At 47.2% G+C, this 22,145-nt stretch carries 17 protein-coding genes; 5 read left to right on the forward strand and 12 right to left on the reverse strand.

Annotation, left to right across the window (positions count from 1 at the left end; translation table 11 throughout):
* Positions 1 to 39: 39 nt before the first annotated feature.
* The 4 genes from KN811_RS10795 to KN811_RS10810 form a co-directional block, all read right to left on the reverse strand.
* On the reverse strand, positions 40 to 3,207 hold the full coding sequence (locus KN811_RS10795) for a TonB-dependent receptor plug domain-containing protein (protein ID WP_216334819.1): 3,168 nt from the start codon (positions 3,205 to 3,207) through the stop codon (positions 40 to 42).
* A 126-nt stretch (positions 3,208 to 3,333) separates the two neighbouring features.
* The gene (gene ruvB / locus KN811_RS10800) at positions 3,334 to 4,356 is read right to left on the reverse strand and encodes a Holliday junction branch migration DNA helicase RuvB (RefSeq protein ID WP_187967592.1); all 1,023 of its coding nucleotides are present in this window, start codon (positions 4,354 to 4,356) and stop codon (positions 3,334 to 3,336) included.
* Between the two features lie 19 nt (positions 4,357 to 4,375).
* Positions 4,376 to 4,669: a type II toxin-antitoxin system RelE/ParE family toxin gene (locus KN811_RS22120; RefSeq protein WP_187967591.1), complete on the reverse strand. Its 294-nt coding sequence runs from the start codon at positions 4,667 to 4,669 to the stop codon at positions 4,376 to 4,378.
* Positions 4,662 to 4,922 (reverse strand): hypothetical protein, encoded by a 261-nt coding sequence (locus KN811_RS10810; protein ID WP_187967590.1) that lies wholly within the window; start codon positions 4,920 to 4,922, stop codon positions 4,662 to 4,664. The genes KN811_RS22120 and KN811_RS10810 overlap by 8 nt, the downstream gene beginning before the upstream one ends.
* A gap of 129 nt (positions 4,923 to 5,051) precedes the next feature.
* On the opposite strand from KN811_RS10810, the gene KN811_RS10815 reads away from it, so the two are divergent.
* Complete coding sequence (locus KN811_RS10815) at positions 5,052 to 7,316, forward strand: acyl-CoA dehydrogenase family protein (RefSeq protein ID WP_187967589.1); 2,265 nt, start codon at positions 5,052 to 5,054, stop codon at positions 7,314 to 7,316.
* A gap of 53 nt (positions 7,317 to 7,369) precedes the next feature.
* On the opposite strand, the gene KN811_RS10820 is transcribed toward KN811_RS10815, so the two are convergent.
* The 8 genes from KN811_RS10820 to KN811_RS10855 all read right to left on the reverse strand — a co-directional run bounded on the left by KN811_RS10820 (position 7,370) and on the right by KN811_RS10855 (position 19,077).
* Positions 7,370 to 9,193 (reverse strand): cytochrome c oxidase subunit I, encoded by a 1,824-nt coding sequence (locus KN811_RS10820; protein ID WP_187967588.1) that lies wholly within the window; start codon positions 9,191 to 9,193, stop codon positions 7,370 to 7,372.
* A gap of 60 nt (positions 9,194 to 9,253) precedes the next feature.
* Positions 9,254 to 10,318, reverse strand: coding sequence for a cytochrome c oxidase subunit II (locus tag KN811_RS10825; protein ID WP_187967587.1), 1,065 nt, complete (start codon positions 10,316 to 10,318; stop codon positions 9,254 to 9,256).
* A gap of 119 nt (positions 10,319 to 10,437) precedes the next feature.
* Complete coding sequence (locus KN811_RS10830) at positions 10,438 to 11,757, reverse strand: quinol:cytochrome C oxidoreductase (protein ID WP_187967586.1); 1,320 nt, start codon at positions 11,755 to 11,757, stop codon at positions 10,438 to 10,440.
* Positions 11,758 to 11,858: 101 nt separating this feature from the next.
* A complete protein-coding gene (locus KN811_RS10835) occupies positions 11,859 to 12,455 on the reverse strand; it encodes a c-type cytochrome (RefSeq protein WP_187966674.1) in 597 nt (198 codons plus the stop codon).
* 106 nt (positions 12,456 to 12,561) lie between these two features.
* On the reverse strand, positions 12,562 to 13,086 hold the full coding sequence (locus tag KN811_RS10840; protein ID WP_187966675.1) for a DUF3341 domain-containing protein: 525 nt from the start codon (positions 13,084 to 13,086) through the stop codon (positions 12,562 to 12,564).
* Positions 13,079 to 14,470, reverse strand: coding sequence for an NrfD/PsrC family molybdoenzyme membrane anchor subunit (nrfD, locus tag KN811_RS10845; protein ID WP_187966676.1), 1,392 nt, complete (start codon positions 14,468 to 14,470; stop codon positions 13,079 to 13,081). Before nrfD ends, KN811_RS10840 begins: the two co-directional genes overlap by 8 nt.
* Before the next feature lie 96 nt (positions 14,471 to 14,566).
* A complete protein-coding gene (locus KN811_RS10850) occupies positions 14,567 to 17,710 on the reverse strand; it encodes a TAT-variant-translocated molybdopterin oxidoreductase (RefSeq protein ID WP_187966677.1) in 3,144 nt (1,047 codons plus the stop codon).
* Positions 17,711 to 17,796: 86 nt separating this feature from the next.
* The gene (locus tag KN811_RS10855) at positions 17,797 to 19,077 is read right to left on the reverse strand and encodes a c-type cytochrome (protein WP_187966678.1); all 1,281 of its coding nucleotides are present in this window, start codon (positions 19,075 to 19,077) and stop codon (positions 17,797 to 17,799) included.
* A 221-nt stretch (positions 19,078 to 19,298) separates the two neighbouring features.
* On the opposite strand from KN811_RS10855, the gene KN811_RS10860 reads away from it, so the two are divergent.
* The 4 genes from KN811_RS10860 to KN811_RS10875 all read left to right on the forward strand — a co-directional run bounded on the left by KN811_RS10860 (position 19,299) and on the right by KN811_RS10875 (position 22,010).
* Positions 19,299 to 19,679: an SPOR domain-containing protein gene (locus KN811_RS10860; RefSeq protein ID WP_187966679.1), complete on the forward strand. Its 381-nt coding sequence runs from the start codon at positions 19,299 to 19,301 to the stop codon at positions 19,677 to 19,679.
* Between the two features lie 95 nt (positions 19,680 to 19,774).
* On the forward strand, positions 19,775 to 20,269 hold the full coding sequence (locus KN811_RS10865) for a DinB family protein (protein ID WP_247716468.1): 495 nt from the start codon (positions 19,775 to 19,777) through the stop codon (positions 20,267 to 20,269).
* Positions 20,257 to 20,961 carry an NRDE family protein gene (locus tag KN811_RS10870; RefSeq protein WP_187966680.1) on the forward strand — a complete coding sequence of 235 codons (705 nt, stop codon included), beginning with the start codon at positions 20,257 to 20,259 and terminating at the stop codon, positions 20,959 to 20,961. The genes KN811_RS10865 and KN811_RS10870 overlap by 13 nt, the downstream gene beginning before the upstream one ends.
* Positions 20,958 to 22,010: an ATP-grasp domain-containing protein gene (locus tag KN811_RS10875; RefSeq protein WP_187966681.1), complete on the forward strand. Its 1,053-nt coding sequence runs from the start codon at positions 20,958 to 20,960 to the stop codon at positions 22,008 to 22,010. Before KN811_RS10870 ends, KN811_RS10875 begins: the two co-directional genes overlap by 4 nt.
* Positions 22,011 to 22,145: the final 135 nt, after the last annotated feature.

A 22,145-nucleotide genomic window follows, 5' to 3' on the forward strand; every position in this document is an offset into this window, starting at 1 on the left:
CCTGTTAAAATAATTATGTCTGTAAACCGTATACCCGGATCAGAACCCGTACCGGATTCCGAGTTGTACCTGGTAGGGATTCCCGGACGGAGCGACCACCCCGGTATTGGGGTTGACATTGTAATTGTACGTATTGGCATCCGTATCGAATCCGCCGATGGAATAAATATTCTGTTTGCCCAGGTTTTTCCTTGCCCCCCATTTTTTATTCAGCATATTGGCCAGGTTAAAAACATCCGCCGACAATTCTACATACTGCGATTTAAAGGTATTGAACCTTTTTCTCAAACTTACGTCCCAGGTACCGAAGAAATCATTGATCCCCCCGTTCCTCCTGGCTACTTTTCCATAACTGTCACGGATGTACTCCTTCAGGTGGTCACTGGCGTCGGGATTGTCCAGTATCTGCTGTATGCCATTCCTGTATGCTTCGGGTGTTGCGGCATCATCGGGATCAAAAATATAGGCCAGGTCGTTGGAACTGACAAAGTCGCCGTTTACGTTCCCGTTAACGGCAAGGGAATAGCGTGTCCCCCCAAACCCGGAATAACGGAAAGAGAGACTAAAACCGTGAAAAGTGGGAAGGGAACCGTAGAGTACCAGCTTATGGCGAAAATGGCTGTTGGCGTATTCCATAGAGCCCAAGTTGCGGGGATCGTCGGGTGTCATGGTCACCAGGGTCGCCGTATTGGCCACATCTCCGTTAAAACTGGTATTATCTTTAGTATCATTCCAGGTATAACTGAAAGACACTATACCATCTTCAAAATATTTGTATGTACCATCCACCACAATAGCATAATTATTGACCTTACCTTCACTGTTCAGTTTCAGCACACGGCCTACCCTGTCCGTTTTCCGCCCTTCTGCCCAGTTGGCCGCGCCATTATCGGGATCGATGGTATTGGCGGGCACATACACCCCCCGGTTCCCTTCGTCTGCCAGCCTGAAATAGGGATCATCCACCATATTGGCATCTGTATACATATAATTGTTCCGGGCAAAGGAAGCGTAAAAACTCACGCCCATTTTAAAACGATCGGTGAAAAACCGGTTGTAAGACAGGTTGGCTTTGTAAAGCGTGGGGATCTTCACATCATCACCGTTCATGTTTATGGTATTTATCGGGGTAATACCGAGTTCTTCCAGCACCTCCGCTCCCGGGGCGGTAGAAGGATCGGCCCGGTACCCGGGAAAATCGGGTGTGGGGATGGTTACATCGTTGCGGTTAATGTCCACCGATGCTACCCGGGTACCGTCGAACACCATATTGTTGATCATTATATAATTGTTGATATCCGATCCGAATATCCCTCCTCCGAAACGCAGAATATCCTTCCCTCTTTCCCCGATATCCCATGTAGCCTGTATCCTGGGCTGGAGCTGGAATGTGGAAAGGCTGTTGTCCGTTCGAAGACCGAGGTCTTCATAAACGATCTCATTGAAATTGGGTTTATCCAGATAATTGGTATAATCTGCACGGATACCGGCCATCAGCTCAAATCCCGGGAACAGTGAGGCCTGCATCTGGGCATATGCCCCGAAGGCCATGATGTTCTGTGTTACCGCAGGGTCTTCCATTAAATTCACCTCCCTGACATACCGATACGGCTGCAGATTCTCAAAATCGTCCAGTCCGGTAAAATAAAACCTCCCGTTCATTTCACTTCCGTATACCGATTCCATATGCGTGTACATCAGGTCCGCGCCAAAGGTATAATCTATCTTGTCCGTACTGTAATACAGGTTATCTACCAGCTGAAATACGTTATTGTAAAAGGATTCGGGAATGTAACGCTGCCCGCCGAGCTGGATGGTGGTATAAACATCTTTGCCGTTCACCTCGGAATGTACACGTTCCACTATGGCCCGCGGGATATTTTGAGAGGGGATCTGCTCTCCCGGGAAAGCACTTTCCGATGTCCGCAGGTACTGGAATTTCAGTTCGTTGGTCATTTTGGGGTTCAGTTCGGAACGGAGCGAGGCCAGGAAGCTGTTGTCTGTAGTGCGGACATCGCTGTATACCTCGTACAGCTCAATACTGCTGTTATCTGAGATCGCCCGTCGGTGAAGGTCAAACACATAGTTATTCCTTAAGGTCAAAAGGTTTTTATCGTTCAATTGCCAGTCAATACGGGCAAATATGGCATCCGTGCCCCGCTTTCTGTTAAACGAGCCAAACTGGGGAGAATCGGCTACGCCGTATTTGTTCCGGGCAATATCCAGGTACCTGTCTAATGATTCCCGGGACACATTATATCTTCTTTCGTCTTCGGCCGTTTGCAGATCGGCTATCTGTAAGGGATTGGTATCTTCCTGGTGGTCCCAGGCCACAAAAAAATGCACTTTGTCCTTAACGATCGGGCCTCCCAGTGAAAAGCCGTATTGATATGAAGAGAAATCCTCATCCCGCCTGTTCCCGCGAATATCATACGGACTGGACAACCAGTCGGTACGGCCGAAAGTGAATATACTTCCCGAAAGGGTATTGGTCCCGGATTTGGTCACCGTATTTATAGATCCACCACCACTTCGTCCGTAAGTGACATCGTACTGGTTGGTAGACACCTTGAATTCCCGGATGGCTTCCATGGAAATGGCATACGAACCACCACGGCGGTTGGCAGTCCCTCCCGAGGTAGGGTTCCTGGCCGTCATTCCGTCTACAGTAAAATTGGTAGAAGACGGCAACTGGCCTGAAAGACTGTTTCCCGTGCTCAGCGGTGAAAGATCGATCAGGGAGGTGTAGTTCCGCCCGTTCACCGGAAGTTTCTCAAGATCCTGTGAAGTCACGGAGGTAGCAGCCCCGAAATTCTTCACCGCGCTTTTGAGCCCGGAAGCCGTGACCACGACCTCATCGAGGGCTTCGGCAGATTCCTCCATTTTAAAATCTATCCGGAGTTCGTCTCCCTGGTTGAGCTCATATCCCTTCCTGGTCTGGGTACCGTATCCCATATAGGAGACGGTTATGGTATAAGGTTTTCCCAGAGGAAGTTGTTTCAGTATATATTTACCGCTGATATCGGACACTGTTGCCGTTGAAAATCCGGTGGATTCGTTCTTTACCACAACAGATACTCCCATAAGGGGTTCTGATGTTTCATCAACGACCATCCCTTCGATCGAAGCATGTGTGTTTTGTGCTGTTATCGTAAACACGGAGCATACAAGCCACAATAGCAACAGCCAAGCATTAGTAAGTTTCATGGTATTAAGATTCAGGTTACGGGGAGCAAAAATAGAACCGGGGCTTTATGCGATTGTATTATTGCTATTAAATAAATGTAAATTCTGTATAAAAGGTAAGAAAAACTTATATGCGGGTCAAATAATTCAGAACAATCCGCCCTGTATACCTCCCCTGGCCTTTCCGAGATGTTTGTATGCAAGTTCGGTCACCTCCCTTCCACGGGGGGTCCTTACGATAAACCCCTGTTGTATCAGAAAAGGCTCATACACTTCTTCTATGGTTTCCGCACTTTCGGAAACGGCAGTGGCCAGCGTGGTGATCCCCACAGGGCCTCCCTTAAATTTATCGATAATGGTAGCGAGGATCTTGTTGTCCATCTCATCCAGGCCGTGGGCATCGACATGGAGTGCTTCCAGTCCGAAGCGGGCTATTTTTATATCGATCCTGCCATCGCCTTTTATCTGGGCAAAATCCCTTACCCTTCGCAGCAGGGCATTGGCTATCCGTGGTGTGCCCCGGCTTCTTCCTGCGATCTCTATGGCAGCTTCCATCGTAATGGGGACCTTGAGTATCTGGGCACTCCGTTCTACTATGGTAGACAACAATTCGGTGGTGTAGTACTGCAACCTGCTGGAAATGCCGAAACGGGCACGCATGGGCGATGTAAGCAGTCCGGAACGGGTGGTGGCCCCGATCAATGTAAACGGGTTCAGGGTGATCTGTACGGTCCTGGCATTAGGCCCGCTTTCTATCATAATATCGATCTTGTAATCTTCCATAGCGGAGTAGAGGTATTCTTCTACCACCGGGCTAAGGCGATGTATCTCATCGATAAAAAGCACGTCTCTTTCTTCCAGGTTGGTGAGCAGCCCCGCCAGGTCGCCGGGCTTGTCCAGCACCGGTCCGGAAGTGACCTTGATCCCTACACTGAGCTCATTGGCCAGTATGTGTGCCAGAGTGGTCTTGCCCAGGCCGGGAGGGCCGTGAAACAGCGTATGGTCCAGGGCCTCCTCGCGAAGGTTAGCCGCCTTTACAAAAACCTTGAGATTTTCCAATACCTGCTCCTGCCCCGTGAAATCATCAAAGGAAAGCGGCCGGAGCGTTTTTTCGATGTCGATCTCTTCCGGGGAGAATTGTTCGCCTGTAGGGTCCAGATATTCGTTCATATTTGGCAAAGATATGCAATCAAACTCTATCTACCGGATTACGACTCGTATGAAATACTCTAAAAATGACTACTTCATTGCCGTAAATCTTGTACAATATTACAAAAGGAAAGATTTTAACCGGTACCTGATAAAAACCTTTTTCCACCCTCCTGAATATCCGGGGATCAGAGATCAGGTAATTGTAAACATCTTCCAGGCAATCTAAAAATCTATTTGTCAGACCCTTGCTCTCTACCACATAATAATCATAAGACTCGGAAATGTCCAATAATGCTTCATGCTTAAAAACAATATGGTAACCTTTAATCATCCTCCCGGTCAGTGTCTGTCACATAATTTTTAACTTCATCCCAGGTATATGATCTGGAAATACCGGAAAGATGTCTTTTTTCCGCCTTTTCCAGCAATTTCATATGAGCAGGGGAAAGAGAAAAATCATTTCCCTCCTCTGACGAAACACGCTTACGGTATTTTAACAGGCTTTTGAATGCCTTTATTAACTCCACATCGGTTACGTTATTCAGTTCTTCCTGAATCCATCTTATTTCTGCCTGTAGGTCCATAGGAATTTACCTTTAAACAAATTTACTAAAAAACAATACAATAGGTAACAAGGATAGAATATTAAGAACACACATATCTGTAATAAAAATCGTAACTTCCCGGTAAATTACAAGATCACCTGTAACTTTATGGACACTAAAAAATATGCTCCGGGGATTGTGAAATACATTCCCTTTCTTTACGTAGTCTGGGCCGACAACCTGCTGTCCGCTTCGGAAATATCGGTTTTTAAAAAAGCCGTTGAAAACGACACATTGACCCAGGCGGAAAAAGACCGGGTAAACTCGTGGCTCCGACCGGGAAATCCTCCGGAAGATGAGGTCATCACTTCCTGGAAGCAACTTATAGATGCATCGGGCGTAAAGCTCCTGGAAAGCGACAATTACCCCCTGACCGCTTTCAGTCAAAGATTATTTTCAAACGAGAATGATGGAAGCGGACCGGACGAAAATCTGAAGTTCATAGAGATCAACCTGGGGATACAGCCCAATCACTATCGTCATTTATTCGATGTAAGGACTGACAAGGTCCCGACCACCGATTTTTATGATCCACTGCAGATAGACCTGGTCCTCAAAGGAGCGCACGCCCCTCATATAGACAAATTCCGGAAACTGCTCTCCGATCCTTTATTTCAATGGAACATACAACGGGACAAGGACGCTTTTCGCATCAGGACCCTGGAACAGGTGAAACTGCTCGCTTCGCACGGCTACGGGGCCATGGCCTATGACAAAGCCTACGGGGGTATCGGAAACATGCCGGCCTATGCGGGTATTTTTGAGAACCTGATGTATGTGGACGGTAGTCTTACTATTAAATTCGGAGTGCAGTTCGGCCTTTTCGGCGGAAGCATCCAGAACCTGGGCACCAAAAAACATCACGATCAATGGCTCAAAGCCACAGGAGAGGCCAAAATCCTTGGCTGTTTCGCTATGACCGAAACCGGGCACGGCTCTAATGTAAGAGGGATCAAAACGACAGCTACTTATGTCAGGGAAACCGGTACCATTGTTATTGACACCCCCGGAAAAAACGATAACAAGGAATATATAGGCAATGCCCTGCACGCACGTATGGCCACGGTATTTGCCCAACTCATCGTCAACGGTACCAATGAGGGTGTACACGCCATTCTCGTACCGGTCAGGGACGAAAACGGTGATCTTATGCCCGGGGTCCGGATAGAGGACAATGGGTACAAGCTGGGACTGAACGGCGTGGACAATGGTAAAATATGGTTCAGTAATGTAAGTGTACCCCGTGAAAACCTGCTGGACCGGTTTGGCCGTATAGACGGCAACGGCAACTATCAATCGGACATCAGCAATCCCAACAAACGGTTCTTTACGATGCTGGGCACTTTGGTAGGCGGCCGGATATGTGTGGCCAAAGGAGCCCTGAGCGGGGCTAAGATGGCCCTTGCCATTGCGGTAAAATATGCCTTGTACCGGAGACAGTTCAACAGCGGGGAAAAGGTACAGGAAGACCTGATCATGGATTATCCGTCGCATCAGCTACGGCTTATCGCTCCCATAGCGCTTACCTATGTGTACCACATTACCCTGGACCACATGATTCGTTCTTACGCTTCTTCTACCGAAGAGACAAGAAGGCAAACCGAAACCCAGGCAGCGGCTCTGAAAGCCCTCATTACCGATTTTTCCAATACAACAATCCAGGAATGTCGCGAGGCCTGCGGTGGAAAAGGCTACCTGCTGGAAAACAGGATCGGTGATCTCAAAAACGACGTGGATATCTTCACCACTTTTGAAGGAGACAATACCGTACTGCTGCAACTCGCCGCCAAAGGGGTGCTGACAGACTTCAAATCGGAATTTAACAGTGATCATTTCGGGGATATCCTGAAATTGCTCGGTACACAACTGAGCGACCGGTTAACCACATTCAATCCCCTGTTCACCAACAATACGGACAAGGACCACCTTTTCGACCCCGGATTTCACCTCGAGGCTTTACAATACCGTACACGCCGGCTTACTTTTACAGCGGCTTCCAGGATACGCAGCTACCTTAAAAAAGGCGTTCCTTCGCAACAGGTATCCCTGAACATACAAACCCACCTGATCACTCTGGGGAAAACCTATGGCGCTATGCTTTCTTATGAGATATTTTCCGGATTTGTGGAAAACATGGCAGACAAAAGGCTGCAATTCCTGTTCCGTAAACTCGGGGCATTATACGCCTTGATGTATATACGGGATAACGCTGCCTGGTATCTGGAGCACGGCTATATCAGCAGTAATAAATCCAAGGCTATCCGGCAAAGGGTGGAAAGGCTTTGCACGGAACTAAGACCGCATGTAGCATCGCTGGTTGACGGGTATGGTATTCCGGAGCATTGTCTGACGGCGCCTATTGGTAAAAAATAAAAAAGAGCCCGTTTAACGGGCCCTTTTTATGATTATAGAATATTTTTTTCTTTCTAATGGTTCAGTTCTTCCTCTCCTTCCTGTAAAGGTACGGTCTGGGGTGCATAGTCCTGTCCGGGGATCACATACTCTCCATCTTCGTTGGTCTTACTGTAATCGTAAGCCCATCGGTGTACTTCCGGAATTTCTCCGGGCCAGTTGCCGTGAATGTGTTCTACGGGCGTGGTCCACTCCAGTGTATTGGATTTCCACGGGTTTTGCTTCGCCTTTTCTCCGAAGAAGATGCTGTAGAAGAAGTTATACAGGAATACCACCTGGGCTGCACCGGCGATCAGGGCAAACACGGTCATCACCACATTGATGTCCATCAGGTCATCGAATATGGGGAAGTTGGTATTGGTATAGTAACGTCTCGGGAGACCGGCCAGTCCGACAAAGTGCATCGGGAAGAAAACACCGTAGGCACTCACCGCTGTTAACCAGAAGTGTACATATCCCAGGTTCTTGTTCATCATTCTTCCGAACATCTTGGGGAACCAGTGGTAAACCCCTGCGAGAAATCCATAGACTGCAGTAACCCCCATAACAAGGTGGAAGTGCGCCACTACGAAATAGGTATCGTGAACGTTAATATCCAGGGTACTGTCTCCGAGGATGATCCCGGTAAGACCTCCGGTGATAAAGGTAGACACCAGTCCTATGGAAAACAACATGGCCGGGTTCATCTGCAGATTCCCTTTCCATATTGTAGTTATATAGTTAAATGCTTTTACGGCCGAAGGTATGGCAATAAGCAGTGTTGTAAAGGTAAATACCGAACCGAGGAACGGATTCATTCCGGAAACGAACATATGGTGACCCCATACGATCGTGGAAAGGAACGCAATAGCCAGTATGGATGCAACCATAGCCCGGTACCCGAATATGGGTTTACGCGAGTTCGTGGCAATGATCTCCGAGGTGATCCCCAGTGCGGGTAATAATACGATATATACTTCGGGGTGCCCGAGGAACCAGAACAGGTGCTCGAACAATACCGGAGAACCTCCCTGGTGATGTAATACTTCGCCTTGTATGAATATGTCGGACAGGAAGAAGGATGTACCGAAACTCCTGTCGAAAATGAGTAACAGTGCGGCAGAAAGCAGTACGGGGAAGGAAACTACCCCGATAATAGCAGTAACAAACAGGGCCCATATGGTAAGCGGGAGCCTGGTCATGGACATTCCCCTGGTCCGCAGGTTCAATACGGTAACGATATAGTTCAGTGAGCCCAGCAAAGACGAGGCGATGAATATAGCCAGAGATACCAGCCACATCGTCATCCCTAATCCTGATCCTCCCTGTGCCTGAGGCAATGCGCTCAATGGCGGATAAATGGTCCATCCGGCAGCGGCGGGACCTGCTTCAACAAAAATAGAAGCTACCATGATCACGGAAGACAGGAAGAACAACCAGTACGACAGCATGTTCAAAAAGCCGGAGGCCATATCTCTTGCTCCGATCTGTAATGGAATGAGAAGGTTACTGAACGTACCACTCAATCCTGCGGTCAGCACGAAAAATACCATGATGGTACCGTGGATCGTTACCAATGCCAGGTAAATATTCGGGTCCATCACTCCATCGGGAGCCCATTTTCCGAGCAATACCTCAAATATGGAGAAGGACTCCTCGGGCCATGCCAGTTGCATACGGAACAATAAAGACATCACAATACCAATGATACCCATGAATATCCCCGTAATGAGATATTGCTTGGAGATCATCTTGTGATCAAAGCTGAAAATATACTTGGAAATAAATGTCTGTTTATGATGATGTCCGTGATCCTGCGCGTGATCGTCTGCGTGTGCTGCTGTTGCTGTTGCTGACATAATCTATATACTAATCGTTATCGTTACTGTTACTTTATATCTCATTATCCGGAAGAACACTTAGTTCTCGTTCCCGGCTACCATCTGTCCAAAAGTCTGTTGCTCTTTGATCCAGGTGTTAAATTCTTCTTCGCTCTCCACAATGATCTTCATCTGCATATTGAAATGCGAAGTTCCGCAAATTTTGTTACATAATAAAAGGTAATCGAACTCCCAGTTTTCCAGGTCCTCGCCTTTTTTCCTTCTCTCGGCCCTCAGTTCATTGATGTGTTTTACCTTTTCCTGTATTTCCGGTTTTTGCCGCATTTCTTCCGTAGTCACCGTAGGTGTAAAGGAAAATTGTGTGATCATTCCCGGAACACAGTTCATCTGCGCCCTGAAGTGCGGCATATAAGCCGAGTGCAGTACATCCTGCGAACGCATTTTAAATACAACTTTCCTGTTTACGGGAAGGTGTAGCTCGGTTGTTGATATAATATCGTCCATACCATTCGGATCGGAAGAATCAATACCCAATACGTTCTGCCCGTCAAAATCGCTCAGGAAACGGACATTGGCATCTCCGAGAACATTGTCATCACCTGCATATCTCGCTTTCCAGTTGAACTGTTGTGCGTATAATTCAATGACTATAGGATCGTCCTCCTCGTTAATATCCATGATGGTAGTCCAGGTATAAAGACCGTACAGGATAAGTCCCGCAAGGGTGATTACAGGAATGATCGTCCAGATAAATTCCAGTTTATCGTTATCGGCATAGAACAGTGCTTTCTTTCCTTTTTCTCCTTTGTATTTAAAAGCAAAATAGTGAAGTAAGGTCTGGGTAATGGCCTGTACAATAAAGATCAACACCATAGAAACCATCATCAGGGTATCATAGTCTTTCCCGTGGGCGGAAGACGCCTCCGGCAACAGCACTCTACCCCATTTTGCCAGACAATAGATAGTTAACAGATAGAGGAAGCCCAAAAAGGCAAACATCAAATATCCGTTCAGCTTGTTATCCTTGTCATTGGCTACCTGGGCATTTTCAACTCCTATCTGGGAAAACTCGAATATCTTCGTCATCTGCCATACGGCAATGGCAACGAGTATAAGTACAATTATAGTTAATAAAGCAGTCATGTTACTATTTCCTGTTTACTTTAGTTTCTATTGTTTTTAGTTTCTGGTTCTGGTTTCAATTGTTTCCAGTTTATTGCTACAAACCTGAAGCTTGAAACTTCAAAACCTGAAACCTTCATTTAATAATGAAAGTGTCTACTCTCTTCAATGTACGGGTTTCGTTTCGGTACGAGCGGAGCCTTGGTCAGAGCAGTGAACACTACATAGATAAACAGCCCCATAAAGAACAGCACACCTCCTATTTCGGCAATACCAATAAACCATTGATCTCCTACGGTTGCGGGCATGATCATATTATAAATATCTATATAGTGCCCTATTAATATGACAATACCGGTCATCACAACAAACCAGTTCAGACGCTTGTAATCACTGTTCATCAATACCAGTACCGGGAATACGAAATTCAGGACCACCATTCCGAAGAACGGCAACTTGTAGTCTTCAATCCTCGAAACAAAATAAGTCACCTCTTCCGGGATATTGGAATACCAGATAAGCATAAACTGGGAGAACCAAAGGTAAGTCCAGAAAATACTAATACCGAACATGAACTTGGCCAGGTCGTGAATATGGCTGTTGTTCACTTCTTCCAGATATCCGCGGGATTTCAGGTAGATGGTGATCAAAGCGATCACTGTAATACCAGACACAAACATGCTGGCAAACACATACCATCCAAACAGGGTACTGTACCAGTGCGGGTCTACACTCATAATCCAGTCCCAGGACATCATGGACTCGGATACCAGGAAGAAGACGAGGAATCCTGCAGATATTTTAAAGTTCTTTTTGAAATTGTTATTGTCACCGGCCGTATCCTGTGCCACAGAGAATTTCCTGGAGAAATGGCGGTATGCCGCCCATCCTCCGATATAGATAACGGCCCTGATCAGGAAAAACGGTACATTGAGATAGCCCGATTTTCCCTGTATAAGTTCGTCGTGAGCTACGGTTTCAGGATCCATCCAAACAAACAGGTGGTTCATATGAACACCAGACAATACCAGTATTACAAACACCAATACCGCACCGGGCAGCAAATAGGCAGTAATGCCTTCCATAACCCGGAACAGGAGCGGTGACCAGCCTGCCTGCGATACTCTTTGTATAGCGTAAAACGCCAGGGTTCCGAGGGCGATCATCATAAAGAAAAACGCGGCTACATAGAGCGCTGCCCAGGGCTTGTTCTGCAATTGGTGTAATAGGTGTTCATCGTGAGACGCATCATGAGTTGCGTGCTCCCCGTCGTGTGTTCCCTGTGCATCATGTGTAGCAGCCGCATCTTCATGGCCCCCGCCGTGATGTGCATCTGCTACCATGGCCTTTGCTTCTTCCACAGTGCCCGGGGCAGCCAGAAAACCATAACCCAGACCGAGGACACCGACGATCATTAGAACGAATGCAGACAGTCTTAACTTGTTTGAAAACGTGTACATATCCTGAAAAATTCTCTTTGTTGTATATTGTGTTTTATATATCGCGCAGATGCTCCCTATATCGCAATCTCTCCCATTTTCCGTACTGCACTATATACCTGCTACTCTTCTGTTTTTTCTTCTGAATTATTAGCGCCTACCCCCAGATCCTTTTTGAGCTGCTCTACATACATCACTACCTGCCAGCGCTCCTTTTCATCGAGCTGCACAGCATAGGACCCCATGGAATTAAGCCCGTAGTATATAACGTGGTAGATACTGCCTTCCGTGGTTTCCCTGTCGGCATAGCTGGGAATCCCCAGGAATTTTTCGCGCTGTGCAAGGATACCTTGTCCGTCTCCTTTATCTCCGTGGCAGACCGCACAATAGATACCATACAATTCTTTGCCCTTAGCCAGATTGTCTTCCACTGCAAGGCTATCGGCAGTCAGAGGGTTTTTCAGCTCCACAGTGGCCAGTGCTTTCCCTTCCTGGGTGTCTTCATAGTCATATGGCATCCAACCGCGGTTTATGGTATTTTCGGCAGGTAGCTGAGCCTCAACGCCATTTTTAAAGGCATCGGACTCCTGATAGGTCTTATACCCTACCTCTTCATACATATTAGGCATAAACTGGTAGTTTGGCTTCGACTTGTTAAAACACGAAGTCATTACGGCAGCCGTACCAAGTACCATTCCTATTTTTATAAAGCTCCTCATTTAAACAGTTATTTACGTTGTTAGGTTATGAAGTTGTGTTGTTATCCGGCAATGGGTTTATATCCTTAATAACCCAATGACCTGCCAACTCTATAACTCATCCCCTCTAATGCTTTTCCGATATTTTAACTTCTACCGCACCTGTTTCCTGCAAAAAGGAAGTCAGTTCCTCTTCGTTACCACTCAGGGACACCTCCATCAGGAAGTGGTCGTCTGTTGTTCTTACGTCCGGGTTCTCGGCTTTTTTAAAGGGCCACAATTTACTTCTCAGGTAAAAAGTGATCACCATTAAGTGGGCCGCAAAGAACACTGTAAGCTCAAACATGATCGGTACAAAAGCCGGCATATTGCTCAGGAAGCTAAAGCTGGGCTTTCCGCCAATATCCTGCGGCCAGTCTTCTATCATAATAAAATTCATCATCAGGATGGCTACCGTAAGCCCTACACATCCGTAAAGAAAGGATGCGATGGCAATCCTGGTGGGGGCCAGCCCCATGGCCTTATCGAGACCGTGAACCGGAAAAGGCGTGTATATTTCTTCTATATGATGGTGGGCAGCCTTCACTTTCTTTACAGCAGCCAGCAACACATCATCATCGGCATAAATAGCTTGTATTACTTTATTACTCATGATCGCCGTCTCTTAATTTTTTATAGTTTTCACCAGATGATTTCATAATCGTCTTCACTTCAGCCTGTGCTATTACCGGGAAAGTCCTCGCATATAACAAAAACAGCACAAAGAAGAATCCTATGGTTCCCACGAAGATCCCTATATCTATAAAAGTAGGGGAAAACATGGTCCATGAAGACGGGAGATAATCCCTGTGCAGTGAAGTAACAATGATCACAAAACGCTCGAACCACATTCCTATGTTCACCACGATTGAGATGATGAAGGAGAACATGATACTCGTTCTCAGTTTCTTAAACCACATGAACTGAGGAGAGAATACATTACATGTCATCATACACCAGTATGCCCAGGCGTAAGGCCCCGTAGCCCTGTTGAGGAAGGCATATTGCTCGTATTCCACTCCGGAATACCAGGCGATGAACAACTCGGTAATATAAGCACAACCCACGATAGACCCCGTGATCATGATCACGATGTTCATCAGCTCTATGTGCTGTACGGTAATATAGTTTTCGAGATTAACCACTTTCCGCATGATGATAAGCAAGGTGTTTACCATTGCAAATCCGGAGAACACGGCCCCTGCAACGAAGTAGGGCGGGAAGATAGTGGTGTGCCATCCGGGGATCACCGAAGTGGCGAAGTCAAAAGATACGATGGTGTGTACCGACAGTACCAGCGGTGTTGCCAGACCGGCGAGTACCAGCGACACTTCTTCAAAACGCTGCCAGTCCTTGGCCCTTCCGCTCCAGCCGAAACTGAGCAGGCTGTATATTTTTTTCTGGAAAGGCTTTACGGCCCTGTCCCTGATCATGGCAAAATCGGGAAGCAGACCTGTCCACCAGAAGACCAGCGATACGGACAGATAAGTAGATATCGCGAATACGTCCCACAACAGTGGCGAGTTGAAGTTTACCCACAGCGAACCGAACTGGTTGGGGATCGGCACTACCCAATATCCCAGCCAGGGGCGCCCCATGTGGATCAACGGGAACAATCCGGCCTGTACTACCGAAAATATGGTCATGGCTTCTGCCGACCGGTTGATCGCCATTCTCCACTTTTGACGAAACAGTAACAGTACGGCAGAGATCAGTGTTCCTGCGTGACCGATACCTACCCACCAAACGAAGTTGGTGATATCCCAGGCCCAGCCAACGGTTTTGTTAAGTCCCCAGGCCCCTATTCCTGTTGAAATGGTATAAATTATACACCCTATCCCCCAGAGAAATGCCACCAACGATATGGAAAATACAATCCACCATTGCTTATTCGCCTTGCCTTCTACCGGCCTGGCTATATCTACCGAAACATCGTGATAGCTCTTATCTCCGACTACCAGGGGTTTACGTATAGGTGCTTCGTAATGCGACGCCATTTTATAACTTTAATATTTATTATTCCTTTATTTATTCGTTTCCCTGCCCCGGGTTTTCTTCCGGGGTCCCGGGCTCGCCCGGCAGGAAATTCTTCGCTATACTTTCTCTGTGTTTCTCACTTTAACGTGATAGAATACATTGGGCTTTGTGCCTATGTGTTCCAACAGGTGATACATCCTGTCACTCTTTTTCAAAGCAAACACTTCATCTTCTTCGTTGTTCACATCCCCGAACACCATGGCTCCGCTGGAGCAGGCTGCAGAACAAGCGGTCTGGAATTCGTCCTTACGCACTTTCCTTCCGTCTCTCTTGGCATCCAGAATGGTTTTCTGGGTCATTTGTATACATAAAGAACATTTTTCCATCACCCCTCTGGAACGAACCACAACATCCGGGTTCAGCACCATTTTACCAAGGTCATCGTTCATGTGATAGTCAAACTCATCGTTATTGTTATAGAGGAACCAGTTAAAGCGACGTACTTTATAAGGACAGTTATTGGCACAGTAACGCGTTCCCACACATCGGTTATAAGCCATATGGTTTTGTCCCTGACGGCCGTGTGAAGTAGCCGCAACCGGACATACAGTCTCACAGGGAGCGTGGTTACAGTGCTGGCACATTACCGGCTGGAAGGCCACCTGAGGGTTTTCAGAAGCTCTTTCCATCTCCCCGAAAGTGGTCAGGGAATCGCCAAGTCCGGAAATGGCCTCTACCACTTCATTATCTCCCTCGAAGCTCTCTTCGGAAGAGTAATACCGGTCTATACGAAGCCAGTGCATATCCCTGGAACGCCTTACCTCGGATTTCCCTACCACCGGAACATTGTTTTCCGCATGACAGGCGATCACACAGGCACCACATCCGGTACAAGCGTTAAGATCGATAGAAAGGTTAAAGTGATGACCGATAGAATTATCGAACTCATCCCACAGGTCAACACCAGTGGCTTCCACTTCGTTGTGGTTCAGGGATACCTTCGGAGTTACATTCCACTCCTTCGCGTCCTTGGTATTGAATATTTCTAATGTAGTTTCTTTCAGAATATCGCCGCGCCCCATCAGGGTGTTGTGCAACTGCACGCAGGCAAATTCATGCTCTCCGGCTACTTTTTCGATGGTCACCGGCTGTGTAGCCTTAAACCCTTCGTAAAGTTTATAAGCATTTACCCCGGTCTGCATTTCGGGTTTCATCGCAGCTTTTTTACCGTAGCCGAATGAAAGCCCTATGGAGCCTTTGGCCTGTCCGGGCTGGATGATTACCGGCACCCTGTCCAGGCTTACCCCGTTAACGGTCACCTTTACATAGCTTCCGTTAAGGCCGCCGTTGGCCACATGCCTGTTGTTCAGGCCGAGTGCTTCGGCATCTGCCCTGGAAATGGTAACATAGTTATCCCAGGAAGCACGCGTTATTGGGTCCGGGAACTCCTGCAACCAAGGATTGTTGGCCTGCTGCCCGTCTCCCATTCCGGTCTTTGCATACAGGGTAAGCTCCAAACCGCTTGAAGAAGCTGAAGCCAGTTTTCTGGCCATTCCGGCAGCATCCCCCGCAGGAGCTGCTCCTTCTGTCCCTTCTTCATCAGCCCCTTCCGCTTCGGCACCTTCAGCAGCCTTTGCGCCTTCCCCTTCAGAAGACATAGCAGCTACCGATGGCGATGCTGTAAACACCCCGTCGTGCAGTGCCTTGTTCCAGGAGCTTCCGTTCAGCACAGATGCATCCCAGTTCTCCCGGATATATTCGTAATATGTTTTGTCATCGCCTATCCACTTCAGCAGGGCATCCTGGAACTGCCGCGTATCGAATAAGGGGCGGATGGCAGGCTGCATAAGGCTGAAATAGCCTTTTTTCATCTCCACATCTCCCCAGGATTCCAGGTAATGCGGTGCAGCAGCTATAAATTGTGAAGCCGTGGCTGTTTCATCCTCTTTCATAGAGAATGCCACAGACAGGCCTATACTTTTCAATCCTTCGAGAAATCCTTCGGAATCGGGCAGTGTGTACGCCGGGTTGACGCCACTCATGATAAGCGCTCCGACCTTTCCGGATTTCATATCCGCAATAAGTTTGTTCACCTTCCTTACATCTCCCTGGCGCAACAACCTTGGCGCTTTGGGATCGAAGGCGGCACTTTGCAGCATTTCGTTAATGGAAAGCACAAGTCCCTGGGCATTTTCATCATCTATCCCGGTAACCACAACGGCATTTTTCCCTGCTTTTCGAAGCTGGCCTGCCGCATTTTTAACAGCAGCATCCACATGCTCCGGAAGGTCGCCGGAAACAGAAGAACCACTCAGGTATGCATACAACTTGGCAAGCGCAACTTTTTGCTGCGAAGGCGTTACCGCCACCCTCTTGTCGGCATTAGCCCCGGTGAGGGACATGTTTGCCTCGAACTGTACATGGCGGGACATCTTTCCGTTTGAAGGAACGCGTTTTTTAGCATAGCCACTATCAAATCCGCCTCCGTGCCAGTCACCGAGAAAATCGGCTGCAAAGGAAACGACGACATCCGCTTTCGAAAAGTCGTAATCAGCAAGTGCCCTTTTGCCGTATTTTTTCTGGAAAGCATTCAATGCCGCATCCTCGGATATGGCATCATACTGTATATGTTCAACATTACCGAATTTCCCGGAAAACTCTGCAACCAGCTTCGCCGTTGACGGGCTGGCAAATGTCTGCGTAAGCAGCACTATGGATTTTCCGCTGGCTTTTGCAGCGTTCAGCTTAGCCATCACCTCGGTATCGAGCTCTTCCCAGGTCGCATATTTTCCGCTGGACTTTGGCCCCTGCACCCTCATACTGTCATACATAGACAGTACGGAAGCATTGACCCTGGCATTGGCTGAACCGTTTATTTTGGCATCGGCATTGTTTTCAATCTTTATAGGACGCCCCTCCCTGGTCTTTACCAGAACACTGGCAAAATCATATCCGTCTGCAATGGTAGAAGCGTAGTAATTGGCTACCCCTGGACGGATCTGTTCAGGCTGTACCACGTATGGAATGGCTTTCTTAACAGGCCCTTCACAAGCAGCCATGGTTGCAGCGGCCGTACTGAAGCCCACGTATTTGAGAAAGTCCCTCCGCGAAGTTGAAGAGGCCTCCAGATTTTCCTTATCCCCTAAAAATTCATCTACCGGAATTTCCTCAACAAACTCATTCTGTTTAAGTGTCTCCACAATGGAATTACTCGGATCCAACTCCTCGACACTTTTCCAGTATTTTTTGTTTGACGCCATGTTTTATATAAAATTAGCTCTTTTGACAATGGTCGGCGCACATTCCCACAAAAACCGGGACAAGCTGTACACCTTATACTTTACTATTAATAGTGGCACTTACCACACTCCAACGCTCCCATCTGTGCGGCAGTAAGTTTTTCCACTCCGTATTTTTTAGATAACTCTTCGTGTATTTTCTCGTAGTATTCGTTACCCTCCATTTTCACTTCGGTGGTCCTGTGACAGTTTACACACCAACCCATGGTAAGCGGAGAGAACTGTTCTACAATTTCCATTTCCTCGATCGGTCCGTGACATTTCTGACATTCCAGACCAGCAACGCTAACGTGCTGAGAGTGGTTGAAGTAAACAAAATCGGGCAGATTGTGGATCTTCACCCATTTTACCGGCTTGGTCTCTCCGGTGTAACGCTGGTTTTCCACATCCCAGCCCACTGCCTCATACAACTTCTGGATCTCTCCATCATAGAATTCCTTGGAATGCTCGGCTGTTCCGGTTTCGGGAGCCACTTCCATGATATTCTTATGACAGTTCATACACACATTGAGTGACGGAATACCGGAAGTCCTGGACACTCTTGCAGAAGAGTGACAGTACTTACAGTCTATTTCGTTATCCCCGGCGTGTATACGGTGAGAGAAATGTATGGGCTGTACCGGCGCATACCCCTGATCTACACCCACCTGCATCAGATATCCGTAAACAAAATAGGCAGACACCAGAAGCAGGAAGACCACAGATACCAGCACCAGAAATTGATTTTTCACAAAAGCCTTCCAGAGCGGAAGCCTCTTTTTCTGTTCTTCCGGAAGCTCAATACCTTTTGCCTCAGCAATTCGCATCAGCGTTTTGTTCACTAACACCAGCATAATAACCAGCATAGCAAACACCAACACCAAAGCCCCGAGGACCACTTCGTTGGAAATACCGGAAGACGTGTCCTGCGCCACAACCTGTCCGTCCGCTCCACCACCGGCAACCGGCGATGGCGGCGGCGCCGCAGTATACGCAAGAATATCGTCTATGTCCTGTTCAGACAGTTGCGGAAAAACATTCATCGCAGCTCCACCATACTCTTCATAAATAGCTATCGCATCCGGATCTCCCGATTTCCTGAGAGCTACATTATTCTTTATCCATTTGTGCAACCACTCCCTGCTCTGCTTTTCTGTAACACCAGCCAGGGGAGGCCCGGTCATCTTCTGGTTCAACTTATGACAGGCAGCACAATTTGCATTAAACAACTGTTTCCCTTTACCAGGGTCACCTTCTTGTCCAAAAAGAGTTGTGGAAAATGCTAGCAAAATTGCCAGACTAATACTTAGAATTCCTGAAATAGAATTACGGTGTATCACCTCTTTCATATTGATATTATCTGTTATCTCTCCTTAATTTGGCATGATTTTTTCGTCGGATAACAACAAAAAAAACACAGGTCCTTAAAATCCGTGCACAAAAATACGATATAGACTTCATTTGGGAAATGTTGGCTCAGTGTTAATAACCAATTTATAACAATTCTAAATAAAATTTAACGTTATGATTTCAAGCTAATAATTTACTTTTGCACAAAACAGTATTCATTATGAGATTTTTAGGCACACAAAGCGGTTTGGCCCTTTTATTTTTCATGTTTTTTGCCTTGAAAGGCACCTATGCGCAAGACGGGAGAATTAACATTCAGCAAGACTCAAAAGTAGAAAAACTGGTAGCTGCCAGGACCGAACTCAACAAAGACGACAGCACTTCCGAAAGATACCAGATACAGATATACAACGGCTCACTGGAAGGCGCCACCAAAGAGCAAGCCACTTTTAAGAATGACTTCGGATGGCATTGCGACATCGCTTTTAAAACCCCAACATACCGGGTATATGTAGGCAAGTTCAGAACCAGGCTCGAAGCAGACAAACGGTTGATAGAGGTCAAAAAGAAATACCCCAGTGCCTTTATCATAACACCCTAAGACTCCTCCCTCCCCTGTCAGGTATCTGCCCCACCTGACGACTAATTGGATTAGTATATAAAAAACTTTAACTTACAACCTTAAAGTTTTTTCTTATGCCTATGCTATTTTCCTCTGTTCAATCCAATCTCGATGATCTGACGGACCTGGCAGAACAACTCTCATCAGAAGAGTACAACGCCCCCTGCCCCGAGCTTGGCGGTGCTACCATAGGTCAGCACTTCCGGCATATTATAGAGATATTCCTATGCCTGATCAACAATTACGAGACCGGAAGCATCAACTACGACAAAAGAGAACGCAACCGGAAGATCGAAACCGATATCACCACTGCGGTCGAACACATAGATCATATAAAGGAAAACCTGGAAAAAGAAAACAAACCTTTATTCCTGGAGCAAACCCTCAATTGCACTAAACTCCGCATACAAAGCAGCTATTTTCGCGAAGTGCTCTACAACCTGGAGCACACCATCCACCACCAGGCCCTGATGAGGGTAGGCATCCGGAAATTTGACAGGCTCATCCTAAGTGAAAGTTTCGGCGTGGCTCCTTCAACGATCGAATACAGGAAAAAATGTGCACAGTAAGTTTTATAAAGACCGAAGACCGGGTGATCATTACCTCCAACCGGGACGAAAAAACAACGAGGCCCGTAGCATTGCCTCCAAAAATATACACCACAGACAACAAAAGAATTGTTTTCCCCAAGGATCCTTTATCGGGCGGAAGCTGGTTTACGGTGGATGAAAGCGGTAATACTGCCGTATTGCTCAACGGAGCCAGGCAAAAACACACTCCTCAAGGCCCGTACCGCAAAAGCAGGGGGCTCATCCTCCTGGAGATCATGGCGGCCCGCTCTGCACCAGAATACTGGAATGACATGAACCTTGACAACATAGAACCCTTCACCGTTCTGCTCTACCGGGAAGACCGGCTTTACCTCCTGCGCTGGGACGGGCTATACAAAGAGACGGCCTCACTGAAAACAAAAGACCCATACATCCTGTCTTCCTCCACCCTGTATACCGAAACCTTGCAAAAACAGCGGGAACAGTGGTTTTTTGATTTTATGGACCGGAACGAGGCGGTTTCGCCCGAAGCCCTGTTGTCCTTTCACCGTTATACCGAAGAAGAGGGCGGGGAAAACGGGCTGATCATCAACCGGAACAACCTGCTAAAAACCCTGAGCATCACCCAATGTGTTATACAAAAAGGGAAAACAGATATCCACTACCTGCAACTCTTCCCCAACGAGAAATTCTTTACCCTGCAATTATGAGCCTCCGATCGTTAAAATTATTTATTCATAAACTCACGCACTGGGAATACTGGCCCTACCAGGTCGTATATGCCCCCATAAGCCTGCTCTGGATCTATTATGCTATCCGGGCCAGGTCGCTCTTCTTTTTTAATGCTGCCAACCCTTCCATCCGGAACGGCGGCTTTGTCATGGAATCCAAACGGAACATATACAATCTTATTCCGCAACAATTTTACGCCCAAACAACCTATATTCTCCAAAATACTTCGTTTGCAGACCTCAAAGGCATCTTAAAGGATTCAGGGCTGCAATACCCGGTCATTGCAAAACCGGATATCGGGCTCCGCGGAAATGCCGTCAAAAAGATACACTCCGAAAGCGAATTGCACGAATACAATAAGCGTGCAGGTTTTGATTACCTTATCCAGGAATTTATAGATCTTCCAAAAGAGATCGGGGTTTTCTACGTAAGATATCCGGGAGAAGACAGGGGGAAAATAACCGGTATCGTATACAAGGAGTTCCTCACCGTTACCGGCAACGGGATCTCCAGCACGAGGGAACTGCTCAACCAAACACCCAGATTCCAGTTTCAACTCAAAGCCCTACAGCGGGAATATGGCGATCAACTGGACCGCGTGCTGGAAAAGGGAAAAAGACTTACCCTGGTCCCCTACGGCAGTCATGCCAGGGGAGCCAGGTTTACGGACTGTAGCCATATGGCCAACGATGCACTTACCGAAGTGATCAACAATATATGCACTCAGGTAAAAGGGTTTTATTACGGCAGACTGGACCTTATGTACAACACCGCAGAAGAACTGGAAAACGGAGAAAATTTCATGGTCGTGGAGATCAACGGTGCCATGAGCGAGCCCACACACATCTACGATCCCGGCCATTCGCTTTGGTTTGCCTGGAAAGAAGTGGCCCGGCACATCACTTATATGTACGAGATAAGCAGGGTAAACCATCACAATAAAGGCATTCCCTATCTGAATCATAAAAGCGGCTTTCGCGAACTGTATGCACATCACGTGCAAAACCGGAAAATTGCCGGGTTTTAAGCCCAAAAAAAAACACCCTGCTCTCTTTCGGGAACAGGGTGCTTTATTTAATTGATTGACGTGTAAATGCCCTCGCGCCAGCTGGCTCGGAAGTTTATCCTGAGCCAGTCGAAGGGCTAAAATAACCCACCGGGT

Origin of the sequence: Sinomicrobium weinanense (assembly GCF_018863395.1) — a bacterium.
GTDB lineage: Bacteria > Bacteroidota > Bacteroidia > Flavobacteriales > Flavobacteriaceae > Sinomicrobium > Sinomicrobium weinanense.